Annotated in this window: 15 protein-coding genes; 5 read left to right on the top strand and 10 right to left on the bottom strand. The window is 64.8% G+C overall.

The genetic code is table 11. The annotated features are described in order from the left end of the window. Positions 1 to 256 precede the first annotated feature (256 nt). From secG to FDY95_RS14705, 9 genes are all read right to left on the bottom strand, one after another. Complete coding sequence (gene secG / locus FDY95_RS14745; protein WP_138078798.1) at positions 257 to 661, bottom strand: preprotein translocase subunit SecG; 405 nt, start codon at positions 659 to 661, stop codon at positions 257 to 259. Continuing rightward, positions 662 to 2,203, bottom strand: coding sequence for a hypothetical protein (locus FDY95_RS14740; protein ID WP_138078796.1), 1,542 nt, complete (start codon positions 2,201 to 2,203; stop codon positions 662 to 664). A gap of 147 nt (positions 2,204 to 2,350) precedes the next feature. Continuing rightward, positions 2,351 to 2,899, bottom strand: a complete 549-nt coding sequence (locus FDY95_RS14735) for an LptE family protein (protein WP_138078794.1) — start codon at positions 2,897 to 2,899, stop codon at positions 2,351 to 2,353. Next, positions 2,886 to 4,211, bottom strand: a complete 1,326-nt coding sequence (locus FDY95_RS14730) for a sigma-54 interaction domain-containing protein (RefSeq protein ID WP_138078792.1) — start codon at positions 4,209 to 4,211, stop codon at positions 2,886 to 2,888. Before FDY95_RS14730 ends, FDY95_RS14735 begins: the two co-directional genes overlap by 14 nt. Before the next feature lie 196 nt (positions 4,212 to 4,407). Next, positions 4,408 to 5,847, bottom strand: a complete 1,440-nt coding sequence (gene miaB, locus FDY95_RS14725) for a tRNA (N6-isopentenyl adenosine(37)-C2)-methylthiotransferase MiaB (RefSeq protein ID WP_138078790.1) — start codon at positions 5,845 to 5,847, stop codon at positions 4,408 to 4,410. Positions 5,848 to 5,988: 141 nt separating this feature from the next. Next, positions 5,989 to 7,266: an anthranilate synthase component I family protein gene (locus FDY95_RS14720; RefSeq protein WP_138078788.1), complete on the bottom strand. Its 1,278-nt coding sequence runs from the start codon at positions 7,264 to 7,266 to the stop codon at positions 5,989 to 5,991. Then, the gene (locus FDY95_RS14715; RefSeq protein ID WP_138078786.1) at positions 7,263 to 8,807 is read right to left on the bottom strand and encodes a tetratricopeptide repeat protein; all 1,545 of its coding nucleotides are present in this window, start codon (positions 8,805 to 8,807) and stop codon (positions 7,263 to 7,265) included. The genes FDY95_RS14720 and FDY95_RS14715 overlap by 4 nt, the downstream gene beginning before the upstream one ends. A 76-nt stretch (positions 8,808 to 8,883) precedes the next feature. After that, the gene (locus FDY95_RS14710) at positions 8,884 to 9,630 is read right to left on the bottom strand and encodes a zinc ribbon domain-containing protein (RefSeq protein WP_111476949.1); all 747 of its coding nucleotides are present in this window, start codon (positions 9,628 to 9,630) and stop codon (positions 8,884 to 8,886) included. Further along, positions 9,620 to 10,723 (bottom strand): Nif3-like dinuclear metal center hexameric protein, encoded by a 1,104-nt coding sequence (locus FDY95_RS14705; RefSeq protein ID WP_138078784.1) that lies wholly within the window; start codon positions 10,721 to 10,723, stop codon positions 9,620 to 9,622. Before FDY95_RS14705 ends, FDY95_RS14710 begins: the two co-directional genes overlap by 11 nt. Positions 10,724 to 10,954: 231 nt before the next feature. Between FDY95_RS14705 and FDY95_RS14700 the strand changes: the two genes are divergently transcribed. Next, positions 10,955 to 11,695: a hypothetical protein gene (locus FDY95_RS14700; RefSeq protein WP_138078782.1), complete on the top strand. Its 741-nt coding sequence runs from the start codon at positions 10,955 to 10,957 to the stop codon at positions 11,693 to 11,695. A gap of 73 nt (positions 11,696 to 11,768) precedes the next feature. Here the strand turns inward: FDY95_RS14700 and FDY95_RS14695 are convergent, their stop codons facing one another. After that, on the bottom strand, positions 11,769 to 12,452 hold the full coding sequence (locus tag FDY95_RS14695) for a uracil-DNA glycosylase family protein (RefSeq protein ID WP_138078780.1): 684 nt from the start codon (positions 12,450 to 12,452) through the stop codon (positions 11,769 to 11,771). Positions 12,453 to 12,552: 100 nt separating this feature from the next. Between FDY95_RS14695 and lpxK the strand changes: the two genes are divergently transcribed. From lpxK to FDY95_RS14675, 4 genes are all read left to right on the top strand, one after another. Beyond that, a complete protein-coding gene (gene lpxK, locus FDY95_RS14690; protein ID WP_138078778.1) occupies positions 12,553 to 13,617 on the top strand; it encodes a tetraacyldisaccharide 4'-kinase in 1,065 nt (354 codons plus the stop codon). A gap of 16 nt (positions 13,618 to 13,633) precedes the next feature. Next, complete coding sequence (locus FDY95_RS14685; protein ID WP_171025688.1) at positions 13,634 to 15,583, top strand: putative porin; 1,950 nt, start codon at positions 13,634 to 13,636, stop codon at positions 15,581 to 15,583. 127 nt (positions 15,584 to 15,710) lie between these two features. Next, positions 15,711 to 16,352, top strand: a complete 642-nt coding sequence (gene miaE, locus FDY95_RS14680; protein WP_138078774.1) for a tRNA-(ms[2]io[6]A)-hydroxylase — start codon at positions 15,711 to 15,713, stop codon at positions 16,350 to 16,352. Continuing rightward, positions 16,352 to 16,936, top strand: a complete 585-nt coding sequence (locus FDY95_RS14675; protein ID WP_138078771.1) for a hypothetical protein — start codon at positions 16,352 to 16,354, stop codon at positions 16,934 to 16,936. The genes miaE and FDY95_RS14675 overlap by 1 nt, the downstream gene beginning before the upstream one ends. The last annotated feature ends 135 nt before the right edge of the window (positions 16,937 to 17,071 follow it).

The raw sequence follows: 17,071 nt of genomic DNA, 5'->3' as shown, positions 1-17,071 counted from the left end.
GGAAAGACGACTATAGAGTCGGCAGCGGCCGGGCATTTCTTGTGCCAGCCGTAGCCAATCGGCTCAAAACTGACAGAATGCCCCCGTCTGAAGAGCTTTCAGCCGGAGTTGGGCGCCGCACCTGACACGCGACCTGACAGGACGGCGGCCGGAGCGGCGCAAGTATAGGCAAACTGCCGCCGCCGCGCCGCAAAAAAAGAACCGGCGGCTTTTCGCTGCTGCGAAAAGCCGCCGGTCTGAAACGGGGCTGAGTTGGTTACTGAGCCGGAGCAGTTGCGGGAGCTGCGGGCTGCGCAGCCGGGGCGGCGGCGGGAGCCGTAGCGCCAGGCTGCGCCGGAGCAGCGGCGCCGGGGGCCGTTACAGGCGCCGCTGCGGGCAGGCGGGCCTCCATGGCTTTTTGCTGGTTCACGCTGCGTACCGGGCCGTTGCCCGAGGTGCTCAGCACCACGTGCGAGCCAAGCGCCAGTACCATCAGGGCAATGGCGAAGCCCCAGGTCAGGCGCTCCAGCAGGTCGCCGGTGCGCTTTACGCCCATGAGCTGGGCCGTGCCGCCGGCCGAAAAGCCACCGGCCAGGCCGCCGCCCTTCGAGTTTTGGGCCAGCACTACGAGGGCCAGCAGCAAGCAGACGAAGAGGGCAATGACAATAATAGCGGTGTACATCTACTCCGGTTGTTGGTTCAGTAAGTCAATTTGAGCGGCAAAATACGCCTTTTTTTCCGGCTGCCGCTGCATCAGCTGCTCGTAAATTTCAATGGCCCGCCCGATTTTGCCCTGCCGGACCATGATTTTGGCCAGGCTCTCGGACGCCAGGCTGGGTGCCGCGCTGGTGCTGCGCACCGACAAATCGGCCTGCGGCGAATCGGTCGGGGCGGGGCGCTGGGCGGTTTTGATGCGCGGCTGGCTGCGCAAGAACTTGTCAATCAGCGCCAGCGACGAGGGCAGGGCGGGCGGCGCGGGGCGGTGAGCGGCGGCGTGAGCCTGCAGGGCCGCGTCGGGGTGCCACGTGGCGGCGGTGGGCAGGTCCTGGGTCAGCTCGGCGACGCGCAGGGTGAGGGCGGCGCCGAAGCGGCTGCCGCTGCTCAGGGCGTAGGCCAGCAGTTCGTCGGCGCGGTAGGGCGGGATGGTGCCGGGTGCGGGGGCCTCGGGTATTTCCGGCAGCAGGTAAGCCGGGTCGGGCTCGGGCGCGTCGCCCAGGCCGAATTCGAAGCGGGAGCTGCCCGCTTCCACCGGCGGCCGGATGGGCGGCGCGGCCAGGGGCAGCTCATCGGCGGCGGCAAGCTGGGCCACCAGAGGCGCGGGCACAGCTTCGGCCGCTGCCCCGGGCATGGTCAGGTCCGTTTCCGGGGCGGCCGGAGCCACTTCTGGTTCTGCCGTCGTTATGACTTCGGGCGCAGTGTCCGTGGATACCGGTTCCGCCTCAGCGGCTGTCAGCTCGGTGCCCGGGCTATCGGCAGTGGGTTTCACCGGCGTGTCAGCTGGCGCTACATCAGTCGGTTCAACGTCAATCGGCTCAATGTCAGCTAGTTCTTCTGCTGTCTTGCTGGCACCGGCTGCAGCTGCTGCCTCGGCATCGAAGACCTCCTCTTCCGTGGTTGCGACTGGTATGTCGCTGCTCGCTTCGGCCGAAGCAGCAATAGCAGCTTCATCTGCTAACTGCTCTTCCGCCGCCGAATCAGCCCCCACTGCTGAGGTTTCAGCCGCAGAGTGTGCTGAATCCGGCGCCGGAACCCTAGCGGACCCGGCATCGGGGGCAGCAACCAGCGCGTCAGGCGGGGCGGCCGTTGCGGCCGTAGCGGTCTGATCGGCAGCGGGGGCAGTGACTTCGCTGACCTCTGGTTCCTCGGCCGCGACCAACGAATCAGTGCTAGAAGCCTGATCAGCAGCACGAACGGCTACGGTCTCTGCAACTGGCGCAGCGGGCGAATACGGTGCCGCTACGGCTTCCGCACTCACGGCCAGGCGGTCAGCGGCTGGCTGCTCGATCAGGGCGCGCAACAACTCCCGGTCGGCGGCGTAGGTGGCGGCGCGGCGCAGGCGCTGGCCGGCCAGCATGCTGCCGCGGTCGTGGGCGGCTTTGGCCAGCAGCAGGTGGGCCGTCTGGCAGTAAGGAAAGGCCGCGGCCAGTTGCTCCAACTCCCGCACTTCGGCCTCCGAAATACCGCTGGCGTGGTCCAGGATGTGCAACAGCGAGGCGCGGTTCATTGGTTAACTATTTGATTGTTAAATGGCTGATGACAGCGGCCGGTGGCCGGTCAGCCCTTGACGCAAAGACGCGGAAAAGGCGAATTCGCCAAATGGGGCCGCAACAATACGGGAATTTAGCCAGTTGGCAAGCCAAAAACCGCCCGCTTACCAGTTGGCTACCGATTTATTGAACACGTCGGTGATGATGCGGTCGGTGATGCGGCGGTTGGCCGCCGGATCGTTCATGATGCTCGATACGTTGGTAGCCGCCGGGAAGTCGGCGTTGCTCTGAAACGTCTGCTCGAAGTCCTGCTTGGAGTCCTTGGTATTGGTGAATTTCACCCGCACTTGGATGGTGAGGCGGTTGATGCCGGCCTGGTCCTGCCCGTTGGTGCTCTGAATGGCCGCCGGGGCAAAGTCGTAGGCCACAATCTGCCCCTCGAACTGCAAGTCCCCATCGCGGGGCACCAGCTTCAGGGTGGTGTTGCGCAGGAAGTAGTCCTTCATGTCCTCGGTGAGGCGCTGGGCGAGGAAAGAGGGGCCGTTGGAGGCATTATTCTGAAACACCGCAATCGAGAAGGTCTTGATCTGGGTGTAGTCGATGCTGGTGCCGGTGAAGGAGTATACGCCGCAGCCCGACAGCGGCAATAGGCTGAGCAGCAAGGCCGTCAGCAGCCCGAAGGGGCGGAGCACGCGGGGCTTATTCCAGGTCATACTGCTTGAGCTTGCGGTAGAGCGTGCGTTCCGAGATGCCCAAATCCTGGGCGGCGTACTTGCGCTTGTTGTGGTGCTTTTTGAGCGCCTTGATAATCATTTCCTTTTCCTTGGCTTCCAGCGAAAGGCTCTCCTCCTCGGTCTCGTGGGTGATGTCCTCCACGCGCTGCACCTCGTCGTCCACGTAGTCGGCGTCGGCCGGCTCGGCGCTGAGAATAAAGGGCTCTGCTGATTCGGTCGGGCGCCCGCCGAGGCGGCTGCCGCCGTCGTAGGGCGTCACGCTCAGGTTGCTGCCCACGTTGGTGAAGAGGTGGCTGTTCTGGCGCACCAGCTCCTGGGCCTGCCCGGCGCCGTCGCCGCCGCGGGCCGCGCCGGCCGCTACTTCCAGCACCAGGCGCTTGAGGTCGGTCATGTCGCGGCGCATATCGAAGAGCACCTTGTAGAGCAGGTCGCGCTCGGAGAGGCCCTGCGGGGCGGTGCCGTCGGCGGTGGCGCCCAGCAGCATCGGCAGGTTCGACGACTGGTCCTGGGGCAGGTAGCGGCGCAGCCCGCGGGTTTCGATTTCGCGGTCGGTTTCCAGCACCGACATCTGTTCGGCTATGTTCTTGAGCTGGCGGATGTTGCCGGGGAAGCGGAAGCGCATCAGCTCCTGCTGGGCGTCGGGCGTGAGGGTGATGGGCTTTACGCGGTAGCGCTCGGCAAAGTCGGTGGCGAACTTGCGGAACAGCAGGTAGATATCCTCGCCCCGCTCGCGCAGCGGCGGCACCGTGATGGGCACCGTGTTGAGGCGGTAGTACAGATCCTCGCGGAAGCGGCCTTCCTGCACCGCGTTGAGCAGGTTCACGTTGGTGGCCGCCACCACGCGCACGTCGGTTTTCTGCACTTTCGACGAGCCGACGCGGATAAATTCCCCGTTTTCGAGCACGCGCAGCAGCCGGGCCTGGGTGCCCAGCGGCATTTCTCCGATTTCGTCCAGGAAAATGGTGCCGCCGTTGGTCACCTCAAAGTAGCCCTTGCGGGCCTCCGTGGCGCCCGTAAACGAGCCCTTTTCGTGCCCAAACAGCTCCGAATCAATCGTGCCCTCCGGGATGGCGCCGCAGTTGACGGCAATAAACTGCCCGTGCTTGCGCGGGGAGAGGGCGTGGATGATCTTGGAAAACGATTCCTTGCCCGAGCCGCTTTCGCCCGTGATGAGCACGGTCATGTCGGTCGGGGCCACCTGCGCGGCCACCTGAATGGCGAAGTTCAGCGACGCGGCATTGCCGATGATGCCGAAGCGCTGCTTGATGGACTGTATTTCAGAAGGTGTCAAATCCGAGTGGTTTTCGGGGAATAGACGAACAGCGGCGGCGGATATTTTACCAGCGGCGGTAGAAATCCAGAACGTCATGCTGAGCGAAGCCGAAGCATCTCGCGTGCTGATAGCGGATAGTAATTTTTTCGTCCAACGAGTAGATTACTATCTAGCGAGATGCCTCGACTGCGCTCGGCATGACGTTCATGGGAGCTTACGCTACCGCGTTGCCGAGTAGGGTCGTGCTGGTGCATTCGTGGACGAGCACGTTCACGTAGTCGCCTTTTTTGAAGTGCTGGCGGGGGAAGATGACCACTTTATTCTGGTCGTTGCGGCCGCTCAGGTGCTCTTCGCTGCGCTTCGAGACGCCCTCCACCAGCACGCGGTGGACCTTGCCCACGCCCTGCTGGCTGCGCACGAGGCTGTGCTGCTGCTGCCGCTCGATGATTTCGGCCAGGCGGCGCTTTTTCACGTCCAGCGGAATGTCGTCCTCCAGCTTGCGGGCGGCCAGGGTGCCGGGGCGCTCCGAGTAGAAGAACATGTAGGCCATGTCGTATTTGACGTGGTCCATGAGGCTCAGCGTTTCCTGGTGCTCCTCCTCGGTTTCGGAGCAGAAGCCGGCAATCATGTCGGTCGAGATGCCGCAGTCCTCGCCGAGGATGCGGCGGATGGCGGCCACGCGGTCGAGGTACCACGGGCGGTCGTAGGTGCGGTTCATCAGCTTGAGCACCCGGGAGTTGCCGCTCTGGGCGGGCAGGTGGATGTAGTTGCACACGTTGTCGTACTTGGCCATCGTGTGCAGTACCTCGTCGGTGATGTCCTTGGGGTGGGAGGTGGAGAAGCGGATGCGCAGCTCGGGGCTGACAAGGGCCACCCGTTCCAGCAGGCCGGCGAAGTTCACTTGCTCAGTGCCGTCTTCCGACTGCCACTTGTAACTATCTACGTTCTGGCCCAGTAGCGTTACTTCCTTGAAGCCCTGGTTGAACAACGACTGAGCTTCGGCCACGATGCTGTGGGCGTCGCGGCTCCGCTCCCGGCCCCGGGTGAAGGGTACCACACAGAACGAGCACATGTTGTCGCAGCCGCGCATGATGCTCACGAAGGCGGTGATGCCGTTGGAGTTCAGGCGCACCGGCGTGATATCGGCGTAGGTTTCCTCCCGGCTCAGCAGCACGTTCACCGCCCGCTGCCCATTGTCCACGTCCCGGATCAGGTTCGGCAGGTCGCGGTAGGCATCGGGGCCGACCACCAGGTCCACAATCTTCTCCTCCTCCAGGAACTTGCTCTTCAGGCGCTCGGCCATGCAGCCCAGCACGCCCACCAGCAGGCCCGGCCGCTTGCGCTTGTGGGAGTTGATTTCCTTGAGGCGCTGCCGCACCGTCACCTCCGCCTTTTCGCGGATGGAGCAGGTATTGAGCAGCACCAGGTCAGCCTCCGAAAGCTCCGTGGTGGTGTCGAAGCCCTCGTCGTAGAGGATGCTCGACACGATTTCGGAGTCGGAGTAGTTCATCTGGCAGCCGTAGCTCTCGATGTAGAGCCGGCGCTGCCGGCCGGTGTGGGTAGCTTCGGTCACGCGCACGTCGGCGGGCAGCTGGTCGGCGGCCGGCGCGGGGGCGTTATCCAGGAAATCGAGCGTAAGCAGGGGTTGAGACATGGCCTCGGAAAATCAGCGTAAGGAGGGCAAAGGTACGGCTTCCGGGGGAGAAATGACAGTTTGGCAGTTTCGTTGAATGGCTAAACGGTTAAACTGTTAAATGGCTGTGTGTTCCTGCGGCACGCCTGAACGACCAACCATTTAGCCATTTGACCATTCAACAATTTCACTGTCCAGCACTTCCAGCAGGGCTTTGGCTTTCAACAGGCACTCCTCGTATTCGCGTTCCGGTACCGAGTCGTAGGTAATGGCCGAGCCGACCTGGAAGCTGAGGTAGCCGGTATCCTGGCGGTACTGCAGGCTGCGGATGACCACGTTGAAGTCGAAGTCGCCACCGGGCCAGGTGTAGCCGATGCTGCCGCTGTAGAGGCCGCGGCGGGCCCGCTCGTACTGCTCGATGAGCTGCATGGCCCGCACCTTGGGCGCGCCGGTCATGGAGCCCATCGGGAAGGTGGCGCGTAAGGTATCGGCGAGAGTTGTGCCGGGCGCGGGCTGGCTGGTGACGGTCGAAATCATCTGCCAGACGTGGCGGAAGGGGTAGAGGCCGAACAGCTCGGGCACTTGCACCGTGCCGGGGCGGCTGACGCGGGCCAGGTCGTTGCGCACCAGGTCCACAATCATCAGGTTCTCGGCGCGCTCCTTTTCGTCGTGCAACAAGGCGTGGCGCTGCTGCTCATCTTCCTCGGGCGTGGCGCCGCGTCGGCTGGTGCCCTTGATGGGCTGGGACAGCAGCTGCTCCCCGTCGCGGCGCAGAAACCGTTCGGGCGAGGCGCAGAGCAGAAACCGGTCCTGCCACTTATAAAAGCCGGCGAAGGGCGTGGGCGAGGCATCGAGCAGCTTCAGAAACGTGTCGACGGGCTCCAGCTGGACGCCTTCGGCGAAAAACTCCTGGCAGAGGTTCAGCTCGTAGACTTCGCCGTTGAGAATGTCCTCGCGCACGGCTTCCACGGCCCGCAGATACTCGGCGCGGGGCAGGCGGGGGCGTAGCGCGGGCACCGGGGCGGTGGGGGCGGCAGCCGTAGGTGTGGCTTCAATGGTGTGCAGGTCGTCGGCGGTCAGGCCGTGGGTTTCCAGGCGGCCGTCGGGGTGCCAGCGCAGCCACTTGTCGGGCACGAAGAAGTGCAGGGCGGGCCAGTGCAGACCGTCGGGGTGCCGGCTGTGGAGCAGGGGCTCCACCTCGTTTTTGAGGTCGTAGGTGAGCAAGCCGCAGCGTGGGGCCGCTGCGTCAGCCTGGGCGGCCAGCCACGCATCCAGCCCGGCCAACGAATCGGGGCCGGGTATAGCCGCAGTGCCCACGGCCAGCAGGTGCGCGAAGGCGCCGCCGGGCGCGGCGGTGCCCACGGCCGGCACGTAGTAGGCGCAGTACGGGAACCGGGCGGCCCAGCGCAGGGCCTGGGCCGGGGAAAAAGTCGGCGTCATTTCAAACTCGCCAGCGCCACCTTGGCCTTGGCGTCGGTGCTGGTTTTATACTCGTGCTTACCGTAGCTCAGCGCCTGCTGAAAATACGCCTTCGCCTGGGCTTTCTGGCCGGCTTCCTGGCAAATATAACCTAGTTGTAGGGCCGACTGCGGGGCAAAATAATACGGCGCCGTGCCGCTGGCCGTGATGCAGCGCCCGTAGTACAGCCGGGCCGAATCGAGCCGCTGCAGGCCGTGGTAGGCGCGGGCGCGGCGGTAGGGCTCCTCCAGCCGGTCGCGCAGCGGGGTGGCACCGGTGGCCCGAAACTCATCCAGCGTGGCCAGGGCCGGGCGGTAGTAGCCCCCGTCGATTTGCAGGCGGGCGCGGGTGAGCGGGCGGCTGAGCGGCACCCGGTCGTCGACGAAGCGCTGGGCGTAGCGGTCCTCTTCCACGGTGGTGTCGCCGCCCTTGCTGATCTGCTGGCGGCTGCGCTCGGCCTGGGCCGCGTCGCCGCTGAGCCAGTAGGCGAGGTAGAGCTTAAACCAGGCATCCTTGCGGTAGTGCACGCCGCGGTACTCGCTCAGAAACTGCTGGTTGGCCCGCTCCGAAGCCGTGTACTGACCCTGGTAAAGCAGCAGGTCGGCGGCCATGTGGTGCAGGTAGGCCACGGGCACGTAGGTGGGGCCGGTGGGCTGATTGCGGTAGTAGGCCAGGGCCTGGTCGGCGTGGTGCAGCTTTTTCTGCACCGACATGCCCAGGTAGCTGAACAGCAGGTTATCGGGCTGCTCGCGGCTGAGGCGGGCTACCAGCGCGGCGGCTTCCTCATCGGCGCCGTAGTAGGTCTGCCGGATCAGGGCCACCAGAATCTGCGCTTCGGGCTGGAAGTCGTGGGGGCGCTGGGCGGCGGTGCGCAGGTGCTGCAGCCCGGCTTCGGTGTTGCCGGGCAGGCCCAGCAGGTTCAGAAACCAGCGGTAGCCCTCGGGCACCGAGCCGATCAGAAACTCGCACAAACCCAGGGTCTTTACCGTAGGCAGGTAGCCGGGCCAGCGCCGGGCGTTCTGCTGCACCTGCAGGTAGGCCTGGCGCAAACTCCAGGCGCCCTGCAGTTCGTGGCCGAACATCACCTGGGCCACGGCCTGGTGCAGGCGAATCTCGCCGCGCACGTAGTCGCGCAGGGCCGTGCGCGGCTGCGCGTCCAGGGCCGCCAGGGCGGCATCCTGCTGGTCGATAATGGTTTGGTAGCGACTGGCGTCCTGGCTGATGACCAGCTCGGCAAAACCCGCGCCCTCGGCCACCAGCAGGGCGCCGGGGCTGCCGGGCTGTTGCCGCAGCTCCGTCCGCGCCAGGGCCTGGGCCGTGCCGGTGCGCAGCTTCAGCAGCTCGGTATAGGCGCGGCGGGCGGCGGGGCTGAGCTGGTCGGACGCCGTTTCGTTGTTTGTTGTTCGTTGTTCGTTGTTCGAATCCGGTTCCTGCGCCGCGCAGACGCAAAGCGGCAGCAGGAGCAGGGCCGCTCGTAGCGCGCCTGCGCGCAACCCTCGGCGCACCTCTGCGAGAACCTTCATCCGAACAATGAAAAAAGGAACGACACGGGGCCGTTCCTTTTCGAAAAACAAACAACGCAAAACGCGCAACGAAAACTTATGCGCGGGCTTCCACGTCGGCCAGAATGCGGCCGCAGTGCTCACACACGATGATTTTCTTGTGGGCAATGATGTCGGCCTGGCGCTGCGGGGGCACCGTGTTGAAGCAGCCGCCGCAGGCGTCGCGCTTCACCATCACCACGGCCAGGCCGTTGCGGGCGTTGCCGCGGATGCGGGTGTAGGCCGACAGCAGGCGGTCTTCCACAGGCTTGGCGGCTACTTCGCGCTCAGCCACGAGCTTCTGCTCATCGGCTTCGCTCTCGCCCACGATAACCTGCAGTTCCGACTGCTTGTTGGTCAGGTCCTTGCGGCGCTCGTCCAGGCGCAGCTTGGTGCCGCTGATTTCCTGGTTTTTCTGGTCGATCTGGTACTGGAACTCGCGAATCTTCTTCTCGGAAATCTGGATTTCGAGCTTCTGCAGCTCCATTTCCTTGCCGATGGCTTCGTACTCGCGGTTGTTGCGCACGTTCTGCTGCTGGTCCTCGTAGCGACGGATCAGTACTTCGGCGTCTTTGGCGGCTTGCTTGCGGGCCTTGATCTGGTCGTTCAGGCTCGCTACTTCCTCGTCGAATTTCGAAACGCGGACTTCGTAGCCGGCAATTTCGTCTTCCAGGTCGCGCACTTCCTCCGGCAAGTCGCCGCGCACGCGCCGAATTTCGTCGAGCTGCGAGTCAATGCGTTGCAGGTTGAGCAGGGCTTCCAGCTTGCTGGCTACGGTGATGTCCGAAGCGGAATTAGAAATCATAGCGAACAGGGTTCGTGGGGGTCTCGGCTAACAAGACCGCAAAAGTACGCGCAAATTTCTCCCTAAGCAATTCGCGAAACAACTCCCCGGTATATTGCTCGCTCTCGTAGTGGCCCACGTCACAGAGCAGCAGGCGGCCTTCGGGGGCAAAAAACTCGTGGTATTTGATGTCGCCGGTCACGTAGGCATCGGCGCCGGCGGCCACGGCTTTCTTCGTGAGGAAGGAGCCGGCCCCGCCGCACACCGCCACCCGGCGAATCACGGCGTGGAACTCGGTGTGCCTGACCACCGGCACGCCGAGCCGCTCGCGCAGCAGGCGCAGAAAGTCCTTGGCCGGCAGCGCCTCGGGCAGCTCCCCGATCATGCCGGAGCCAACTTCCTGGTTTACGTTTTCCAGCTTGATCAGCTCGTAGGCCACTTCCTCGTAGGGATGCGCCTGGCGCAGCGCCGCCAACGCTTTGTGCTGCAGGTGCAGCGGCAGCAGCACTTCCACCCGCTGCTCCGGCACGGTTTGCGGAACATTCCTTTCGCCTTCGGTCGGGTTCGTATGGGGGCCGGGCGTGAAGGTGCCGGTGCCGTCGAGGCGAAAGCTGCAGTCGTGGTAGTCGCCCACCTGGCCGGCGCCGGCGGCGTAGAGGGCCTGCAGCACGGCTGCGGTGTGAGCGGGCGGCACGTAGGTGATGAGCTTGCCGAGCAGGCCGGGCTTGGGGTCGAGGATGCGCAGGTTGGTCAGGCCCAGCTTTTCGGCCAGGTGGCGGCTCACGCCGTGACGCACGTTGTCGAGGTTGGTGTGGGCCGCGTACACGGCCACGTCGAGGCGCAGGGCGCGCATGATGGTGCGCTCCACCTCGGTGGCCCCGGTGAGGCGCTTGAGGGGCACGAAAATGACCGGGTGGTGCACCACGACCACGTTGCAGCCCCGGCGCACGGCCTCGTCGATGATGGCTGGCGTGCAGTCGAGGGCAATAAGCACGCCCTTGACGAGCATCTGCGGGTCGCCGCACTGCAGGCCGGCGTTGTCGTAGCTTTCCTGGTAGGGCAGGGGCGCCCAGGCTTCGAGGGCGCGGGTGAGGTCTTGGACGGTTGCGGACATAGTGCTGCGAAGGTATACGGTAGCGGCTTTTCGCTTGCGGCTTCAGGAACCGGAACTCCTCTGCCCCGCGAAGTCAGCCCGGCTGCCCGATGCGGGGACGTTCTAAGTGTAAATACCTGATTTTATGGATAAAGTGTGCTGCGCAGTTGGACGATGTCGGGCGGAAAAATAGTTTCGCCCCAAGCCCGGCCCCGAGGTGAGGCATTGGGCATTCACGACCAACTACCTGCTATGAAGCACACTACTACTTTGCTCTTGTTCCTGCTCACCGCTCCAGTTGCCTTGGCGCAGTCGGTGGGCGTGGGCACCGCCAGCCCCGATCCTTCCGCCGCCTTGGAGGTGAAGTCCACCAGCAAGGGCCTGCTGGCCCCGCGCATGACGGCGGCCCAGCGCACGGCCATCAGCACTCCGGCCCAGGGCCTGCTGGTATATCAGACCGATGGCACGGCCGGCTACTACTATTTCAACGGCACAAGCTGGTTTAACCTGACGCAAACCCTGAACGTGAGCGGCCAGTCGCTGAGCATCAGCGGGGGCAACAGCGTGACGCTGCCCTCGGGGGCCGACAACCTGGGCAACCACACGGCCACGGCCAACGTGCGGCTCAACAACAACTGGCTCAGCAACGACGGCGGTACCGAGGGCCTGCGCATCGACAACACGGGCAACGTGGGCGTGGGCACCGCAACGCCCCAGCGCAAGCTCGACGTGAACGGGAGCATCCGCCAGGCCGTGTACTCGAACCCCCTAACTCTGAACGCCGGCGTGCAGGGCCACTTCACCTGGTTTCACAACCTGGGCTACAAGCCCACGCTAATGTTTAGCGTAGATGATAGCGGGGCGGGTGGCACAGGTATGTCTATCTCCGTCAGCTACGAGAACGTGGACAACAACTCCACCAACGTCTGGCTGCGCAACACCCAGACCAGCGGTCAGGCCACCTTCACGCTTCGTTGGATTCGGGTGGATTAGCCCCGGCTCGTTATGCATCCGGGTCTGCTGGGGCTGCAAAGCTTAAGCGGACCCCGTGCCCGCTTGAATGCCTTTACAACAGGTCCGCAAGCCGTGCCGCGTAGCGCAGGGCGTAATCGGGGGCTTCACGGCGCTTGTACTGCATGATAAAGCGCGGGTGGTCGAAGACGAGAATCCGCTCGAACAGGCCCAGCTCCTGGTTGAGCTTGGTGAAATATTCCCCGTTGCGGCGGCCCAGGCTGATGGCCACGTCGCGGCGCAGGCCGGCGGCCACCTGCTGCTGCAAGGACCGCTGCAAATCGGGCCAGAGCGCCTGCGTCACGGCCCGGGAATCGTAATAATTGTAGTTGCGGCCCGCCCGCATGAGCACCAGCGGATACAGCGAACCAAGGTAAAAATGCCTGTAGAACGCCGCCGGCCCGCCCACTGCGTCGATGAGCTGGTACACGAACTGGCTCGACAGCTCCGGCCGCCGCGGCAACTCGTTGGGAATGCCGCAGTGCGTGGCCAGGGCGGCCGGGTCGGTGAAAGCCACGCCGGTGCTTCCGGCGCCGAAGCGGCCGGGGTTGATGCCGAGCAAGGCCACGCGGGGCTTATTATCAGCGTAGTAGCGCTGGGCAAACTGCGTGAGCAGGCCGCGGGCGGGCTCGGTTTGGTAGGGGTTCAGGGCCTGCACGCCGTCGGGCAGGGGCGGGGCGGCGGGGAAGGCGGTGAGCAGGGCCAGCAGGCGGTCGGCGAAGGTGGAGGGCGCGGTCATAGGCCAAATCAGTACGCAATAGCGCTGCGGGCGGCCGGGGCGGCGGCATTTCGCGTATTTTTGCCGCCCGTCGTGGCCGTGTGCCGCGCGGCTGCCTGCCATGCCCCGTTTGCTGACCCTGTTGCTCTTGCCCCTGAGCTGGCTGTACGCCGGCGTGGCGGCGGTGCGCAACTGGCTCTACGATACGGGCTTCTGGCAAAGCACGGCGGCGGCCGTACCGCTCATCAACGTGGGCAACTTGCGCGTAGGCGGCACCGGCAAAACCCCGCACGTGGCCTGGCTGACGCAGCAGCTGCTCGACCTGGGCCAGCAGCCGGCCATCCTCAGCCGCGGCTACGGCCGCCAGACCCGGGGCTTCCGCCGCGCCACCAGCGCCGACACGGCCGCCAGCATCGGCGACGAGCCCTGGCAGCACTTTCACGGCTTCGGCGGCCGGGTGCCGGTGGTGGTCGACGAAGACCGCCGCCACGGCCTGGCCGAACTGGCCGCCCAGGCGCCCGGGGTGACGGCCGTGGTGCTCGACGACTCCTACCAGCACCGCCGCGTGCGCCCCGACCTGAATATTCTGCTCACCGAACTGGCCCGGCCCTTCTGGCTCGACCACGTGCTGCCCGCTGGCCGCCTGCGCGAAAGCCGCCGCGGCGCCCGCCGCGCCGACGTCATCGTGGTGACCAAGTGTCCGGCGGAGCTGCCCGCGGCGGCCCGGCAGCAGGCCACGGCCCGGGCCCTTCGCTACGCCCGCTCCGGGGTGCCCGTGCTGTTTTCGAGCTACGAATACGGCCCGCCGCAGCCGGTTTTTGCCGAAGCGGGCCCGCTGCCCGCTGCCGGTCAGCCCGTCGTGGTACTCACCGGCATTGCCCAGCCCGAGCCCCTGCTGGCCGAGCTGCGGCGGCGCGGCCACCCGATTGCCGCCCACCACCGCTTTGCCGACCACCACGCCTTCACGGCGGCCGAGCTGCGGCAGCTGGGCGCCGCGTTGCCGGCCGGGGCCGTTATTATTACCACCGAAAAGGACGCCGCCCGCCTGCGCGAGCCGGCCTTGCACACCAGCGCGGCGAGTTTGCCGTTGTTTTACGTTCCCATCCGGGTCGCTTTCCTGGCCGACGGCGCTGCGCGCCTGCAGGCCCTGCTCACGCCCTTGCTTACGCCCCGTGCCGTTGCCTGACGTTATTATCTGCCGTTTGACCTCCCCGCGCCCTGGCCGCTGGTGGCTGCCCCTGCTGGGGCTGCCGCTGGGCCTGCTGCCCACGCTGAGCCGCGCCCAGGTGGTCGACGATTCCACCCGGGCCATCTACGGCCCCAAGACCACCCTCGTCGTGCGGGAGGTGGATGTGCTGCGCAACCAGCCCGACGGTCACCCGCTGGATACCACCCTGACGGGTATGCACAACAGTCGCAACTGGTACTACGACAGTACCTTCCAGCAAAGCCTGGGCAACGTGGCCCTGGCCTCGCGCCGCCTGCTGTGGGAGCCCAACACCCGCCTCGGCGCCCGCGTCGGCCGCAACGCCTTCGACCGCTACTTCCGCGACCCGGCCACTATTCCGTACTACGACACCCGCTCGCCCTACAGCTTTTTCCGCTTCGTGCAGGGCGGGGCCGGCGAGCAGATTTTCGAGGGCGCCTACACCCGCAGCATCAAAAAGGCGGTGAACGTGGGCATTGCCTACGAGCGGTTCGGGGCCAACAAGCAGCTGGGCACTACCAACAGCCGCGACCCGCAGGTGACGCACGCCGGGGTGCTCATCTTTGCCCGCTACCAGACCAAGGACGAGCGGTACCACGTGCTGCTCAACTACTACGAGGCCCGGCACCGTGCCATCGAGCAGGGCGGCATCAAGCCCCGCGCCACCGACGGAGACACGCTCTCCTTCCTTTTCGACTACCGCAGCGAGGATGTGTGGCTGCGTCAGGCCCAGAACAAGGACCACCGCGACCAGTTTCACCTCACCCACACCTACAACCTGGTGGGCCGGGGCCTGACCGCCTACCACCTGCTCGACTGGCGCCGGCAGTACAACCGCTACACCGACGACTTCACCCTCGGCCCCCTTGACCGCGACTACTACGCCCAGGTGTTGCGCAGCTCGACCCAGACCGATGACCGCTCCACCTACCGGCAGCTGGAAAACACCCTGGGCCTGCTTGGGCGCACCGATTTTCTGGAATACCGCCTCTACGGCCGCTACCGCAACGCCCGGCTGCGCACGCAGTCGCGCGCCAGCAACCCGGATCAGGAAATCGACGTGCTGCCCGAAGTAACGGCGAATCAGCTGTTTGTGGGCGGCACGGCCTCCTTCCGCTGGCGCAAGCTGTTCGACGTGGAAGCGGCCGGGGAGTACAAGTTCTTCAACGAAGTATGGCTGCGCGGGCGCGTGCGCTTCGGCCCGCTGACCGGCGAGGTTCTGCACTCCACCTACGCGCCCACGCTCACCCAGCAGCAGTTCCGGGGCAACCACCACGCCTGGCCCGATACCACCGCCACCGGCGACATTCTCAGAGTGGGTAATACCACCGTCGACCAGCTCACGGTGAGCCTGAACCAGCGCCTGAGCCGCGCCGACGCGGCCTGGCAGCAGCGCGTGCAGGTCTCGGCCTCGTTCGTGACCATCTACAACCTGGTGTATTACGGCCAGCGCGAAAACTACCGCCGCGACCTGCTGCCTCGTCAGATCGACGGCAGCAAGCAGCTGTTGGTGGGCTTTCTGCGCCACCAGCTGAGCTACGGCCTGCTGCGCCTCGACAACCAGGTGACCTTCACGCAGGGCGGCGAAGGGGAGGGCCTGCGCGTTCCGAAGCTGGTGGGCAACTCGCGCATCTACGCCGAGGGCTTCATCTTCAAAAAAGCCCTGTTCAGCCAGTTCGGGGTCGAGACCTACTTCCAGTCGAGCTGGACGCCCTACGACTATGCGCCGAGCGTGCAGCAGTTCTACGTGCAGGACCACTTCACCTCCCGCGGCTTCGCGGTGGCCGACGTGTTCTTCACGGCCGACATCAAAACGGTATCGGTGTTCCTGAAAATGGCGTACGTCAACCAGGGTTTGCCCGAAGCCGGCTACTTCCCCACGCCCTTCTACACCGGCAACCCCCGCAGCTTCCAGCTCGGGCTGAAGTGGAACTTCTTCGACTAAACGACTTTGAATGATTGAATTGTTAAATAGTTAAATGATTGGCTGTTCTGATGTGTGGGCTGAATAATAGCTTCAAGTGCAGAACGACCAGCAATTTGACCATTTAGCCATTCGACAATCCTCGACTATGACCGATCATAACGCCGCGCTGCCCTCGACCGAGGTAGCTCAGCAGCGCGAAAAAACCATCCTCAAGCTCAAGCTCAACACCGACCCACGCTGGGTCGATATTGCCAGCAAAAACATCGGCGACATCCTCGTCGACCACGCCTACTGCGAGCAGAAAGCGGCCAGCACCGGCATTTCGCTGATCGTGAGCTACCCCGAGAAAACCCGCCTCGTCGACGAGCTGACCGAGCTGGTGGCCGAGGAATGGAGCCACTTCGAGCGGGTGCTGCAGGAGCTGCGCAAGCGCGGTCTGCCGCTGGGCCGCCCGCGCCGCGACGAGTACGTGGTGGAACTGCTCAAGCACGTGCGCCGCGGCGGGGCCCGCGAGCGGCAGCTCATGGACCAGCTGCTGGTGTCGGCGCTCATCGAAGCGCGCAGCTGCGAGCGGTTCAAACTGCTCTGGAAGCACATTCCCGACCAGGAGCTGAGCAAGTTTTACTACGAGCTGATGGTGTCCGAGGCCGGGCACTTCGTGGCCTACGTGGACCTAGCCAAGGAATACTGCGACCCGCAGGAAGTGGACGCGCGCCTGCAGGAGCTGCTCAAAATCGAGGGCGACATCGTGACCAGCCTGCCGGTGCGCGACGACCGAATGCACTGATGGCAGCTGCCGTTAAGGCCGTCGGTCTGCACACTTTTCCCCGAAGCTGGCGCGGTTACCTGCTTCGCCGCTGGCACTGGCTGCCGCTCTTCGCCATGTTTGGAGGAATGCTGCTGGTGATTATGCTGGGTTACCCCGCAGAAAAGTCTTTCACCAGCCGGCTCACAACCGCAGGTCTACTAACGCTGTGCTTTTCGCCTCTGTTGCTGTACTCCCGGCTGGATTTTCGGGCTTATCGCACGCACCGTAATTTTCATAAAGGGGCGGAGCTGCGCGTTGACATACTCGGGCTATGCTACGGCTTCCCAACACAATGGCGCTGCTTTCCTAAGGTAGATGTGCTGGAAGTGGTGCATTACCAATCTCAGGATGTGAAAATAGCCCCGTGGCGGCCTCTCGGTTACAGCGAGTTGTGGCTACGGAACGGGCAGGTACTTTGTCTTTCCTCTGAGCTGATTGATGCGGGGAAGCTGCGCCGTGCGCTGCCCGGGGTACCCTGGCACACCCAAACCCCCTGGATAGCCAAACTGCCTGACTGGGCCCCCGAACAAGGCTTTGGTGGCTCGCAGACCAGGACCGGCTAACGGGTGCTTACGTATGCTCATCATCAACACGATACTCTCCGTACGCCGGGCCAGTGCCCAAGCAGCCAAGGCTCTATCTGCAAGCCGACCAGGACGGGCTGCTAACGTGTTGTGGCACTGGCTGCTGGCGAGCCT

Origin of the sequence: Hymenobacter jeollabukensis (assembly GCF_005771675.1) — a bacterium.
Lineage (GTDB): Bacteria > Bacteroidota > Bacteroidia > Cytophagales > Hymenobacteraceae > Solirubrum > Solirubrum jeollabukense.
Note: the sequence above shows the minus strand (reverse complement) of the source record. Positions and strands in the feature narration are given on the sequence as shown.